This window comes from Notoacmeibacter ruber (assembly GCF_003668555.1).
Classification (GTDB): Bacteria; Pseudomonadota; Alphaproteobacteria; order Rhizobiales; family Rhizobiaceae; genus Notoacmeibacter; species Notoacmeibacter ruber.
On the sequence record NZ_RCWN01000001.1, the window covers coordinates 1,815,771 to 1,828,064 of the forward strand.

Consider the following 12,294-nt stretch of genomic DNA (forward strand, 5'->3'; position numbering starts at 1 on the left):
GATGGCATGGAGCAGCGCAAAAGCGGTCAACGGGACGGGGCGTCTCTATGGCGTCGGAACCGGGCCAGGCGACCCCGATCTTCTCACCCTCAAAGCCGCGCGCATTCTGGAGCGAGCAGACGTGATCGCCTATTTTGCGAAGGCGGGAAACAGTTCCAACGCCTTGCGGATCGTGGCCGCCTATCGCCGGCCCGACATTATGGAAGTCCCCCTGCTCTACCCCGTGACCACGGAACTGCATCGTCATAGCGACGGATACCGCAGCGCGGTGACCGCATTTTATGATCAGATGGCAGAAACGCTGTCAGCCCATCTTTCGAAGGGTCGGACGGTCGCCATCCTCTCCGAAGGCGATCCACTGTTCTATGGCTCGTACATGCATCTCCATGTCAGACTTGCCGATCGTTATCCCACCGAGGTCATTCCCGGCATTACAGCCATGAGCGGATGCTGGAGCCTTGCCGGCGTGCCCATCGTCCAGGGCGACGACGTCCTGACCGTTCTGCCGGGCACGCTCGACGAAGACGATCTCGCGGAGCGGTTAACGCAGACCGAAGCCGCAATCATCATGAAGCTTGGACGCAACCTTCCCAAGGTGCGCCGCGCGCTGATACGCGCCGGCCGCCTCGATCGCGCCATCTATGTCGAGCGCGGCACGATGGTGGAAGGCGGGTATCAGCCGCTGATCGAAAAAGCGGATGAGGATGCGCCCTACTTTTCGCTGGTGCTGGTGCCCGGGTGGGCCGCACGCGATCTTCCCACCGCCCCGGGCAGAAGCGAGAAGGAAGAAGCGCTCCCTTCCAGCCGCGAAAAGCCGGTGATGTCATGAGTGGGCGGTTGGCCGTTATTGGCCTCGGACCGGGTTCCGAAACCATGATCACGCCACAAGCGCGTGACGAGGTCGGCCGCGCCACACACATTTTCGGCTATTTTCCTTACGTGGAACGTCTTTCGCCAAGGCCCGAACAGATCATGCATGGCTCAGACAATCGACAAGAGTTGGACCGCGCCCGCGCTGCGCTTGACCTCGCCTCAAGCGGACAGAACGTGGCCATTGTCTCCGGCGGGGATCCCGGCGTTTTTGCCATGGCCGCAGCGATCTGCGAAGCCATCGATGATGGTCCCCCGGCCTATCGCGACATTGATCTCGTCTCGGTACCGGGCGTGACCGCGATGCTGGCCGTGGCGGCTATCTGCGGCGCGCCTCTCGGCCACGATTTTTGTGCGATCAACCTGTCGGATAATCTCAAGCCGTTCTCGGTCATCGAAGAGCGTGCCCTTTGCTGCGCGCAAACGGGAATGGCGATGGCGTTCTATAATCCGATCAGCAAATCGCGACCTTGGCAGCTCGACCATATTTTCGATCGTCTCCGCTCTCACCTGCCTCCGCAGGTCCCGGTCATATTCGGCCGCGCGGTGGGACGGCCCGATCAGTGCGTTAGCTCCGTTGCTCTCGCCGATGCAAAAGGTTCCATGGCGGATATGGCGACCTGCGTCATTGTCGGCTCGGTGACCACCCGATCGATCGAGCGGCCCGGCCGCGATCCGCTTATCTATACGCCACGCTATTGGCCGGACGAACTCGCCGGGGACGTCCGATGAGCGGCCCATGGCTGACAGTCGTGGGAATTGGGGAGGACGGTATCTCCGGCCTCTCCCCCAATGCGCGCAAGGCGATCGAGAGCGCTTTGCATGTCTTCGGAGGAGAGCGCCATCTGGAGCTTGCCGCGCCGTTGATTGCCGGAGAAATCCATCCATGGCCTTCTCCCTTCGATACGACGATGGACGGGGTTCGGAAATGTGCGGGGACACAAACCTGCGTTCTGGCATCGGGCGACCCCTTCCATTTCGGCGTCGGCGTCACTCTGGCCCGGCTCATCGCCCCTTCGGAAATGCGGACTATCCCGCACCCTTCGGCCTTTTCACTCGCTGCCGCGCGCCTCGGCTGGGCGTTGCAGGAAATTCAAATGGTCTCACTGCACAGCCGTCCGGTCGCGACCCTGCGGCCTCATTTGCATGACGGTGCGCGTCTCATCGTCCTGACATCGGATGGATCGTCGCCAACCGAGATTGCCCGCCACATCCGTGATCTGAGAATGGGAGAGAGTACGCTCCTCGTGATGGAAGCGCTTGGCGGCGATCGCGAAAACATCAGCAAGCACAGAGCGGCTGATCTTGCGCAGAGTGGACAGCGTTTTGATCCGCTGAATGTCATCGCGTTGACGGTGGAGGCCGAGCCCACAGCCGCTCTCATTCCGCTCACGCCGGGCCTTCCGGACGAGTATTTCGATCACGACGGTCAGATGACCAAGTCCGACATGCGCGCCGTCACGCTGAGCGCTCTTGCGCCGGCGCCGGGCGATCTCCTGCTCGATATCGGCGCGGGATCGGGGTCGATCGCAATCGAGTGGATGCTCGCCCATCCGCGTAACCGCGCAATTGCCGTCGAAGCCGATCCAACCCGCGCGGAGCGCATTGCCTCAAATGCGGAACGGTTTGGTGTGCCCGGGTTGGAGATTATCCAAGGTACCGCGCCTGATGCGATCCGGGAACTCCCCCATCCCGATGCAATCTTTGTCGGAGGGGGGGCGACCCATCCCGGTGTGATGGGGGCCGCGCTCGATCTCCTGCCACCCAACGGACGACTGGTCGCCAATGGCGTGACGCTGGAAACCGAAGCGCTCTTGGCGGATCTTCAAAGCCGTCTTGGCGGTTCGCTGACCCGTATTCAGATCGCCCATTCGGCACCGGTCGGCACCATGCGCGGCTGGCGCAATGCCATGCCCGTCACACAGTGGCGCTATCGCAAGGAGGCCGGCACATGATCGTTGCCGGTTTCGGATTCAACAGTCGGGCCACGGCCAAAGATTTCGCGGAAGCATTGGATAAAGCACTGGCGGAAACCGGCCTTGCTCGCCGCGATGTTTCAGCCTTCGCGGCGCTGGAAGAGAAGGTGACGACCCCGGCCCTCCAGCAGTTCGCCACGGAAGTGGGAGCCCACCTTGTCGGCGTGGACCAAGATCAAGCGACCGAGATCATGACTGTCACATTTTCCAAGAAGTCTTTTGAAGCGAAAGGCCTATCCTCCGTTGCGGAATGCGCAGCGCTTGCCGCGGCTACGTCAGACACCAATGGGATGACTGCCGAGCTTGTCATTCCACGCATCATCGCAGGCGCGGTCACCTGTGCATTGGCGAAGACGGTCTTCTCGTCTGCCGATACTGAGACCGAAGCGGTGACGTCATGACCATTTATTTCATCGGCGCCGGTCCCGGCGCGCCGGATCTGATGACACTGCGTGGGAAAAGTCTGATCGAAAAATGTCCGGTCTGCGTCTATGCCGGTTCGATCGTGCCGCCTGATATTCTGAAGTGGTGCCCCGAAGGTGCAAGGCTCATCGACAGCGCACCGATGAGCCTCGACGAACTCGAGGCAATCTTTGTCGACGCTCATGAGAACGGTCAGGACGTCGCCCGTCTTCATTCCGGTGACCTCTCAATGTGGAGCGCGGTCAACGAGCAGATAAGGCGGCTCCAACGACGCGGCCTCTCCTACCAGCTTGTCCCGGGCGTTCCCGCTATCGCGGCTGCAGCAGCGTCCATCGGGCAGGAACTCACCATCCCGGCCGAAGCCCAAAGTCTGATTCTCACTCGTGTGCAGGGCCGCGCGTCGCCCATGCCAGCCGGCGAGACGCTCGAAAACTTCGCGAAGAGCGGTGCGACACTCGCGATCCATCTGGCGATCCATGCCCTCGGGGAAGTCGTCTCGCGGCTCATGCCATTCTATGGCGCAGCATGCCCCGTCATGATCGTCGCTCACGCCAGCCGGCCGAAAGAGAAAATCATTGTTGGCACATTGGCGGATATTGAGGAGCGTTTTGCTGCCGATCCGGTGGAACGGACGGCCATCATTCTTGTCGGACGGTCTCTGGCCAGCGAGGATTACCGCGAAAGTGCCCTCTACGACGCCCAATATCAGCGTCGTTTTCGCGGACGCGACACCTCGGATAGCCAATGATCGAAGTTCTTCTCGCCAAAATGCGCCAACAGCGTCCTGAATTTGCGTCCGGCCATGTCTGGCTGGCGGGTGCTGGGCCGGGCAGTCTCGAATTGCTGACGATCGGCGTTCTGGCTGCGGTGGCTGAAGCGGACGTCATCGTCTACGACGCGCTCGTCAATGCCGACCTGCTCGACTATGCCGACGCCAATGCGGACCTCATCTATATGGGTAAGCGCGCGGGCGAACCGTCCGCCAGTCAGGACGCGATCAATGAGCGCATCATCGATCTGGCAAGGCAGAACCTTCGCGTCCTCCGGCTGAAGGGCGGCGACCCCTTCATCTTTGCGAGGGGCGGCGAAGAGGCGGTCGCCTTGCACGAAGCGGGTATTCCCTTCCGCATTCTGTCCGGTGTGACCGCCGCGATCGGCGGAGCCGCTTCCGCGCGGATGCCGATCACCATGCGCGGCGTCAACAATGCGCTCGTCCTGATGACCGGCCACGATCGCGCGGGCGTGACGGAGTTGAACTGGCCGGCTCTTGCCCAACTCGATCAACCGATTGCGATCTATATGGGCATGACCCATCTCGCCACTCTGGCGGAAAGGCTGATCGACGGCGGCATGGCCGCGCAAATGCCGGTCGCCATCATTCAAAATGCCACCCGGCCGAACGAGAAAATACTCGTCACCACGCTCAGCGACGCGGTTCGCGATGCCGAACGCGAAAACATTCGTTCGCCGGCTGTCGTCTATGTGGGACGAGTGGTGCCGGTCGGCGAAGAGCTCCGTCAGTTGGCTGGAGAGATGGTATGACGGCGCCTAGGGCGATCATTGTCGGCGCACCCCGTTCCGGCTCCGGCAAGACCTCGGTCACAAGCGGGCTATTGCGTGCTTTTGCACGGCGCGGCATCCGGGTACGCGGCGCCAAGAGCGGTCCCGACTATATCGATCCGGGCTTCCATGCCGCAGCGACCGGCGCCCCGGGCGTCAATCTCGACAGCTGGGCGATGCCGCCTGACCTGCTCTCCACCATGCTCGCAGAGCACGCGGCGGAAGCAGAACTCGTCATCATCGAAAGCGCGATGGGGCTCTTTGACGGGATTGAGGGTGGCCCCGGCCGCTCAGGCGCCGCAGCCGACCTGGCACGCAGATTCGGCATTCCCGTGCTGCTGGTGCTCGACTGTTCGGGCCAGTCGCGAAGTGCCGCAGCCGTCGCCCACGGCTTTGCGACATTCGACAACGACATCGCTCTTGCCGGTGTCGTTCTGAACCGCATTGCATCGGATCGCCACGAAACGCAGGTAGCGGATGCAATCCGCAAGGCCGGAATGCAGGTATTCGGGACAGTTCGGCGCGATGCGGTCGCGGCGATGCCCGAGCGCCATCTCGGCCTCGTACAGGCGCGCGAACACGCGGCTCTGGATGATTTCATCGACCAAATGGCCGATACGATGGAGACGTCGCTCGATCTCGATGCCATTTTCGAGGCAGCGAGCCCCTTGGCGATACCGAATGAGAACGGAGCGGCTGTCGCATTGCCACCGCCCGCGCAACGCATCGCCATGGCGCAGGACGACGCGTTCTCGTTCATCTATCCGCACTTGTTACGGCAATGGCGCAGTGCCGGCGCAGAAATCGTCTTCTTTTCACCTCTCGGGGGCGAAGTCCCGCCGGCCGATTGCGATCTTTGCTGGCTGCCCGGCGGGTACCCCGAACTCCATGCGGGAAAGCTGGCCGCCGCCACGGCCTTCAAGGAGGGTGTGCGGCGCTTTGCCGAGCAAAAGCCCGTTCATGGCGAGTGCGGCGGGTTCATGACCCTTGGCACGATGCTGGAGGATGCCGAGGGCGTCCATCACGAGATGCTCGGCCTTTTGTCTCATGCAACCAGCTATGCAAAGCGGAAGATGAACCTCGGCTACCGACGCGCAACCCTCGCGGCAGACAGCCCTGTGGGCCGCGCAGGCAGCGTCGTTCGAGGCCATGAATTTCACTATGCGCGGGTCATCGATCCTGGCCATGACGAAGCGCTGGCGAGCCTTGAAGACGGTGTCGGTAACAATCGCGGCGTGTCTGGCGGAAGACACGGCCATGTGACGGGAACCTTCTTCCATGCCATTGCGCGGGAGCCACTCGCGTGACGTCCCACAAGTTCGGCGAGATCCGATCGGTCATCCGGCAGGGGAGCGCGGATATTCTCGTGGTGGTCGGCTTTTATACGCGGCTTCCGACGTGGCGCATTCCCCTCGCCCAACGAGAAACGGACTTCGCCCGGGTGCAATGGGCTGCGCCGATCGCCGGTGCTCTGATCGGCCTTATCCTCGGCCTTTTCAATGCGGCGCTAGATGGTCTCGACATTCCTGATGTCCCTCGTGGAATCATGGTCGTCGCGGCCGGGCTCTTGCTCACCGGAGCGCTCCATGAAGATGGTCTGGCCGATATTGCCGACGGTTTCGGCGGGGGCGCCGACAAGGAGCGAAAGCTGGCAATCATGAAGGATAGCCGACTGGGGACCTATGGCACGCTCGCGCTCATCGCATCATTCGGATTGCGCGCCAGCCTGGTGGCCGCTTTGACGTCCCCCACCCTGGCACTCACCGCACTTGTCTCAGCTCATGCCTCGGCCCGTGCGATGATGCCTCTTATGCTCGCCCATTTGCCGAATGCGCGCGGCACGGGCGTCGCTTTCCGTATCGGCACGCCCTCGCCTGGGGATATTGGCCTCGCGCTCTTCCTCGCCGTCCTCGCCTTGCTGCTCATGGGGCCTCTGGCAACCATCGCCGGCATCACAATTCTGGCGGCCGCATATCTCGCGATCTGGTCGCTCGCCATCAACCAGATCGGCGGCCAGACCGGCGACGTCTGCGGTGCCCTCGAACAGACTGGGGAGATCGCCGTTCTCACCGTCTGCGTAACTCTTCTCATTTAGTCCTGCAGGAAATCAGCATGTTCGATACTCTCGACGCCATCGCCGAAACGGTCCGCAACATCCCCGATATGGATCACGACGCCGCCGCGAAAGCCGCTGAACGGCAGGCACAATTGACGAAGCCGGCGGGTAGTCTTGGCCGGCTGGAAGACCTCGCGGTCTGGCTCGCGGGTTGGCAGGGAACGCCACGTCCACGGCTCGAAAGGATCGTGACACTGGTATTCGCTGGAAATCACGGCGTCGTGTCGAAAGGCGTTTCGGCGTTTCCCTCCAATGTCACCAGCCAGATGGTCGCCAATTTCGAGCATGGCGGTGCTGCCATCAATCAGCTCTGCCGTGTCGCCGGATCGGAACTGAAGGTCATGGCGCTGAATCTCGACGAACCCGCTTCCGATTTTACGCAAGGACCATCCCTTTCGGAGGAAGCCTTTCTCAAGGCGGTCAATATCGGTTTCGAGGCCGTGCCGGCCGACGCGGATCTCGTCTGCATCGGTGAGATGGGTATTGGCAACACCACGGCCGCCGCAGGCGTAGCCTATGGGCTTTTCGAAGGCGCGGCCGAAGATTGGGCCGGGCGCGGAACCGGGGTCGACGATGAGGGCCTTCGCCGCAAGGTGCAGGTCTTGAACGCCGGTTATGACACCAACAGCGCGCTGCTTCACTCATCACTCGGTGCTCTGCGGGCCTTTGGCGGTCGCGAACTCGCCGCCATGTTCGGCGCGGCTCTGGCCTGCCGGGTCAAAGGCGTGGCGCTCTTGGTGGATGGCTATGTCGCGACCGCTGCGGTTGCGCCCCTTTTTGCAATGAACGGGAAAGGTCTGGACCACGCGGTCTTCGCCCACCGCTCTGCCGAGCAAGCACACCAGCGGCTTGTGGCTCGGTTTGGACAGACGCCGCTCCTCGACCTCGGAATGCGGCTTGGCGAAGGCTCCGGAGCGGTGGTGGCGACACTGCTTATCAAAGCGGCGGTCGAAACCCATAATGGCATGGCGACCTTTGCCGAAGCGGGTGTCTCCGAACGCGAATCTCAGAGCTGACGGAACCCTGCCCTGTTTGCCCTTCTCACCCTTCTTGCCCTCCTGATTGAAGCGATCTTCGGCTATTCGAGCCAGCTTTATGCATGGATAGGGCATCCGGTGACGTGGATTGGCAAGCTGATCGACTGGCATGAAAAGCGGTTCAACCTGCCCGCGGCACCGCGTGGCCTGACGATCTTTCGAGGGGTTCAACTGACCGTCACACTTGTGGTGGTGGCGGGGCTTGCCGGGTTGACGTCCTATCTCCTGCCCCTGCTCATACTGCCCGATCTCCTTGCGCTGATGGTCATCGGCTTGCTGGTCGCCAGCCTCCCTGCGCAGCGGAGCCTTCACCAGCATGTCGGCGCGGTACGCGATGCCTTGAAACAGAAGCAGGATCTGGGGCCGGCCCGTCAGGCTCTCTCGATGATCGTTGGACGCGACACGGCCCAATTGAATGAGAGCGAGATCGCGCGGGCGGCGACCGAAAGCCTTTCCGAGAATTTCTCCGATGGCGTGACGGCGCCCGCCATCTGGCTGGTTGTCGGCGGTCCGGCTGGCGGCTTGATTTACAAGGCCGTCAACACCGCCGACAGCATGATCGGCCACCGAAACGAGCGATATGAAGCCTATGGCAAAGCAGTTGCGCGGTTGGACGATCTGCTGAACCTGCCGGCCAGTCGCCTCTCGGCGCTGCTCATCATCGCTGCCGCAGCGCTTACGAGAGGGGCGGATGCCAAGATGGCGTCACGCGCGGTTCTTGCGGATGCACACCATCATACATCGCCCAATGCGGGCTGGCCCGAGGCAGCCATGGCCGGAGCTCTTGGATTGGCGCTCGCGGGACCACGCACCTATGCCGGTTCAACGATTGAGGCCGCCGTGATGAACCGGCAGGGTAGAAGAGATGCGACAGCCCAGGACATCGATTTTGCCCTTCGCCTTTATCGGCGGGCCGATGCACTACTGATCCTGTTGATCGCCGCCGTCGCCTTTCTCCTACTCCTCTGATCCGCAGCGAGACCGATGACCTCTGGAAAAACTCTCATTCTTGGCGGTACAGCGGACGCACGGCAGCTTGCATTCCTCCTGGAGAACGAGGGATACGAGGTCTTGCTGACTCTAGCAGGCGTGACCCGCTCACCGCGCGATCAGGGCGTTCCGGTCCGGATCGGCGGATTCGGAGGGGCGGCAGGTCTCGCCCGCTATCTGCGCGAGCACCGCTTCGACCTGCTGATCGATGCCACACATCCCTATGCCGCACGAATATCCGCCAACGCGGTGGAGGCGGCGGGCCGGGCGAACCTTCCGATAATCGCACTGCGAAGAGCCGCTTGGGAATCTCAGAAGGGAGACGATTGGCACGATGTCCCAGACCTCACCTCAGCACTTTCCGCTCTCGGAACACAGCCAAAACGGATCTTCGTCGCGCTGGGCCGCAAGGAGATTGCCGAGCTTTCGGATGCTGCGCACCACCATTATGTGATCCGATCCGTCGATCCGATCGACGCGGCGAACGCTCCGCCAAAGCGGCATGAAATCCGAGGGCGCGGCCCCTTCCCCATCGAAGCCGAGCGGGAGCTTTTGCGCCATCAGCAGATCGATGCCATCATCTGCAAGAATAGCGGCGGCTCGTCGGCTGCGGCGAAACTGCATGCTGCCCGTGAATTAGGACTGCCGGTCTTTATGCTGGTGCGCCCGACACTTCCTGAAGTCCCCTCGGCTTCGACCCCAGACGAGACGCTGAAATTGACCACGACAGTTCTCGCCTTCCAAACACAGACTCATGGCCATCGCGAATGAGTTTCGGCCGGAACAGCGCTCGAAAAGACGCCATTGGCGATAATCTACCGCTGGCGGTCGCCGTTATCATTTTCACGGTGTTCGGGCTTTCGCTTGGCGATGCATTGATCAAGCTGACCAGTGGCGATTTCGTAATCTGGCAGATCTTTGTCCTGCGTTCAGCGCTCGCTCTTCCGGCACTTTTGGCAGCCGTGCTGATCGTCCGGCCGGATCTTCTGCAACGCCCGCCAGCCCTCATCTGGACGGCCATTCGCAGTCTGATGCTGGTCGCCATGTGGATCTGCTATTACCTGTCGCTTCCTCATCTCAGCCTGGCCGTTGCAGCTGCCGCCTATTACACATTGCCGATCTTCATCACGCTTTTCTCAGCGGCAATATTGGGCGAGCGGATCAGTCGGCTTGGATGGGCAGCCGTCGCGCTCGGCTTTATGGGAGTCCTTCTGATCCTTCGACCAAAGGCCGGGGATTTCAATCTCTACGCCCTTTTGCCGCTCACCGCTGCAATGCTCTACGCCGCGTCCATGCTTCTTACACGGACGAAATGCCGCGCCGTCCATCCCCTCATCTTGTCCGTTGCTCTCAACATTGCCTTCATCGGTGTGGGCGCGCTCGCTTCTCTTCTCATCGGCGCATTCGTTACCGGCGAAAGAGATGGCTTCCTCCTCGCCGCCTGGGCCAAAATGGGCAGCAGCGAATGGGTTTCGATGGGACTGCTGGCCGTTTCCATCATCATTGGTAGCGTCGGTGCCGCCATCGCCTATCAGATAGCGCCGCCTTCGATCATCGGCAGTTTCGATTTTGCCTATGTCGGCTTCGCCGTTCTATGGAGCGCCGTCTTTTTCTACGAATGGCCGGACATGCTGACATTGTTCGGAATGGCTCTGATCGTTATCGCCGGTATCATGTCGCTGCGGCAGTAAGCTTCACCTCAGCCCTCGGTAAAGCGCATCGCGCCGGCGACCGCGCTTTCCCATCGCTGATAGCGGCGTTCTCGTTCATCTGCTTCCATCAGCGGTTCGAACCTTTGGTCTAATGACCAGCTTCGAGCGAATTCCTCTTGCGACGGGTAGAAATCAGCCGCCATGCCGGCCAGCCAGGCCGCGCCCTGCGCCGTTGTCTCCAGCACTTTCGGCCGGTCCACCGAGGCGCCGAGAATATCGGCGAGGAACTGCATCGCCCAGTCGGACGCGCTCATGCCTCCATCAACACGCAGAACCGCATCCTCGGCGCTAGCGTCCGGGCCGCCGCCCCTTGATTCATGCCAGTCCGCCCGCATCGCCTCCATGAGGTCACGGGTCTGGTAGCCGACGCTTTCCAGCGCTGCACGCGCCAGCTCTGCCGGGCCGGTATTGCGTGTGAGGCCGAAGATCGCGCCGCGGCAATCGGCATCCCAGTACGGCGCACCGAGGCCGGTGAAGGCAGGCACCAGCATCACACCCTGCGAAGCGTCAGCAGCTTCCGCCAGTGGCTGGGTTTCCTCGGCATGACGGATCATCTTCAAACCGTCGCGCAGCCATTGCACCACCGCGCCGGCGATGAAGATGGATCCTTCCAGCGCATAAGTCGGCTTGCCATTGAGCTGATAGCCGATCGTTGTCAGAAGGCGGTGCTGCGAGGCGACCGGCGTTTCGCCGGTGTTCATCAAGGCAAAACAGCCGGTGCCATAAGTCGATTTCAGCATGCCGGGTGAGAAGCAGGCCTGTCCCACTGTTGCCGCCTGCTGGTCGCCGGCCACGCCCAGTATGGGAATTTCGCCACCGAAAAGATCCGCGCGGGCCGTGCCGAACTGCCCGGCGCAGTCGCGCACGTCAGGGAGCATTTCCATCGGAATATCGAGCAGGTCGCAGATCGTCGTGCTCCAGCGGCCCTTGCGGATATCATAGAGGAGGGTCCGCGCCGCATTTGTGGCATCGGTCACATGCGCCCGGCCGCCGGTCAGCTTCCAGATCAGGTAGGAGTCGACCGTTCCGAACAGCAATTCGCCGGCTTTCGCCCGCTCGCGGGAGCCGTCCACCTGGTCGAGAATCCAAGCCAGCTTAGTGCCGGAGAAATAAGGATCGAGCAGAAGGCCCGTCTTCTCCGTAACCATCTCCTCATGGCCCGCTTCCCGCAACTGGCGACAGGTCGCTGCCGTGCGCCGGTCCTGCCACACAATGGCGTTGTGAATGGCCTTCCCCGTCTTTCGATCCCAGACGAGAGTGGTTTCGCGCTGATTGGTGATGCCGATTGAAACGATATCGGCCGCCTGAACATCCGCACGCTCCATTACCTGCCGGCACGTACCGGCGACGGTAGTCCAGATGTCGTCGGCCTCGTGTTCGACCCAGCCGCTCTGCGGAAAATGCTGCGGAAATTCCTCCTGAGCGGTGGCGACCGGTCGCATCTTTTCGTCAAACAGGATCGCCCGGCTCGAGGTCGTGCCCTGATCAATCGCAAGAATATATTTCATGTCGGTAGGCTCCTCCTCGGCCTCAAGCATAGAAATTTTAACAGGAAAGGCGAGCACCCGGCCCTCCCGGGGCGCTCACACCTTCCAGCGGTATCGGTGCCG

13 protein-coding genes are annotated in these 12,294 nt (G+C 61.8%); 12 read left to right on the plus strand and 1 reads right to left on the minus strand.

Annotated elements, in window-relative coordinates; all coding sequences use genetic code 11:
• The first annotated feature begins 1 nt into the window (after nucleotide 1).
• Genes D8780_RS08635 through D8780_RS08690 form a run of 12 tightly spaced genes read left to right on the plus strand, consistent with a single transcriptional unit; the run spans nucleotide 2 to nucleotide 10,663 of the window.
• Nucleotides 2–829, plus strand: a complete 828-nt coding sequence (locus tag D8780_RS08635) for a precorrin-2 C(20)-methyltransferase (RefSeq protein WP_121645229.1) — start codon at nucleotides 2–4, stop codon at nucleotides 827–829.
• Nucleotides 826–1,602, plus strand: coding sequence for a precorrin-3B C(17)-methyltransferase (locus D8780_RS08640; RefSeq protein ID WP_121645230.1), 777 nt, complete (start codon nucleotides 826–828; stop codon nucleotides 1,600–1,602). The genes D8780_RS08635 and D8780_RS08640 overlap by 4 nt, the downstream gene beginning before the upstream one ends.
• A complete protein-coding gene (gene cbiE, locus D8780_RS08645; RefSeq protein WP_121645231.1) occupies nucleotides 1,599–2,825 on the plus strand; it encodes a precorrin-6y C5,15-methyltransferase (decarboxylating) subunit CbiE in 1,227 nt (408 codons plus the stop codon). The genes D8780_RS08640 and cbiE overlap by 4 nt, the downstream gene beginning before the upstream one ends.
• Nucleotides 2,822–3,247 carry a cobalamin biosynthesis protein gene (locus D8780_RS08650; protein ID WP_121645232.1) on the plus strand — a complete coding sequence of 142 codons (426 nt, stop codon included), beginning with the start codon at nucleotides 2,822–2,824 and terminating at the stop codon, nucleotides 3,245–3,247. The genes cbiE and D8780_RS08650 overlap by 4 nt, the downstream gene beginning before the upstream one ends.
• Entirely contained in the window at nucleotides 3,244–4,017 is a 774-nt protein-coding gene (gene cobM, locus D8780_RS08655; protein WP_121645233.1) for a precorrin-4 C(11)-methyltransferase, read from the plus strand. The genes D8780_RS08650 and cobM overlap by 4 nt, the downstream gene beginning before the upstream one ends.
• Nucleotides 4,014–4,811, plus strand: coding sequence for a uroporphyrinogen-III C-methyltransferase (gene cobA / locus D8780_RS08660; protein WP_121645234.1), 798 nt, complete (start codon nucleotides 4,014–4,016; stop codon nucleotides 4,809–4,811). The genes cobM and cobA overlap by 4 nt, the downstream gene beginning before the upstream one ends.
• Entirely contained in the window at nucleotides 4,808–6,136 is a 1,329-nt protein-coding gene (locus D8780_RS08665; RefSeq protein ID WP_121645235.1) for a cobyrinic acid a,c-diamide synthase CobB, read from the plus strand. Before cobA ends, D8780_RS08665 begins: the two co-directional genes overlap by 4 nt.
• Entirely contained in the window at nucleotides 6,133–6,924 is a 792-nt protein-coding gene (gene cobS, locus D8780_RS08670) for an adenosylcobinamide-GDP ribazoletransferase (protein ID WP_121645236.1), read from the plus strand. The genes D8780_RS08665 and cobS overlap by 4 nt, the downstream gene beginning before the upstream one ends.
• A gap of 17 nt (nucleotides 6,925–6,941) precedes the next feature.
• Nucleotides 6,942–7,961: a nicotinate-nucleotide--dimethylbenzimidazole phosphoribosyltransferase gene (gene cobT / locus D8780_RS08675; RefSeq protein WP_121645237.1), complete on the plus strand. Its 1,020-nt coding sequence runs from the start codon at nucleotides 6,942–6,944 to the stop codon at nucleotides 7,959–7,961.
• Nucleotides 7,962–8,003: 42 nt separating this feature from the next.
• On the plus strand, nucleotides 8,004–8,951 hold the full coding sequence (gene cbiB / locus D8780_RS08680; RefSeq protein WP_342633441.1) for an adenosylcobinamide-phosphate synthase CbiB: 948 nt from the start codon (nucleotides 8,004–8,006) through the stop codon (nucleotides 8,949–8,951).
• 15 nt (nucleotides 8,952–8,966) lie between these two features.
• A complete protein-coding gene (locus D8780_RS08685) occupies nucleotides 8,967–9,743 on the plus strand; it encodes a cobalt-precorrin-6A reductase (RefSeq protein WP_121645239.1) in 777 nt (258 codons plus the stop codon).
• Complete coding sequence (locus D8780_RS08690; protein ID WP_121645240.1) at nucleotides 9,740–10,663, plus strand: DMT family transporter; 924 nt, start codon at nucleotides 9,740–9,742, stop codon at nucleotides 10,661–10,663. Before D8780_RS08685 ends, D8780_RS08690 begins: the two co-directional genes overlap by 4 nt.
• An 8-nt stretch (nucleotides 10,664–10,671) precedes the next feature.
• Here the strand turns inward: D8780_RS08690 and glpK are convergent, their stop codons facing one another.
• Nucleotides 10,672–12,192 carry a glycerol kinase GlpK gene (gene glpK / locus D8780_RS08695; protein WP_121646469.1) on the minus strand — a complete coding sequence of 507 codons (1,521 nt, stop codon included), beginning with the start codon at nucleotides 12,190–12,192 and terminating at the stop codon, nucleotides 10,672–10,674.
• Nucleotides 12,193–12,294 lie beyond the last annotated feature (102 nt).

What these genes read in the sequence shown, in the direction of transcription:
- D8780_RS08635 (WP_121645229.1), top strand. Translation starts at nt 2, where the DNA reads ATGGCATGGAGCAGCGCAAAAGCGGTCAACGGGACGGGGCGTCTCTAT.
- D8780_RS08640 (WP_121645230.1), top strand. Translation starts at nt 826, where the DNA reads ATGAGTGGGCGGTTGGCCGTTATTGGCCTCGGACCGGGTTCCGAAACC.
- cbiE (WP_121645231.1), top strand. Translation starts at nt 1,599, where the DNA reads ATGAGCGGCCCATGGCTGACAGTCGTGGGAATTGGGGAGGACGGTATC.
- D8780_RS08650 (WP_121645232.1), top strand. Translation starts at nt 2,822, where the DNA reads ATGATCGTTGCCGGTTTCGGATTCAACAGTCGGGCCACGGCCAAAGAT.
- cobM (WP_121645233.1), top strand. Translation starts at nt 3,244, where the DNA reads ATGACCATTTATTTCATCGGCGCCGGTCCCGGCGCGCCGGATCTGATG.
- cobA (WP_121645234.1), top strand. Translation starts at nt 4,014, where the DNA reads ATGATCGAAGTTCTTCTCGCCAAAATGCGCCAACAGCGTCCTGAATTT.
- D8780_RS08665 (WP_121645235.1), top strand. Translation starts at nt 4,808, where the DNA reads ATGACGGCGCCTAGGGCGATCATTGTCGGCGCACCCCGTTCCGGCTCC.
- cobT (WP_121645237.1), top strand. Translation starts at nt 6,942, where the DNA reads ATGTTCGATACTCTCGACGCCATCGCCGAAACGGTCCGCAACATCCCC.
- D8780_RS08685 (WP_121645239.1), top strand. Translation starts at nt 8,967, where the DNA reads ATGACCTCTGGAAAAACTCTCATTCTTGGCGGTACAGCGGACGCACGG.
- D8780_RS08690 (WP_121645240.1), top strand. Translation starts at nt 9,740, where the DNA reads ATGAGTTTCGGCCGGAACAGCGCTCGAAAAGACGCCATTGGCGATAAT.
- glpK (WP_121646469.1), bottom strand. Translation starts at nt 12,192, where the DNA reads ATGAAATATATTCTTGCGATTGATCAGGGCACGACCTCGAGCCGGGCG.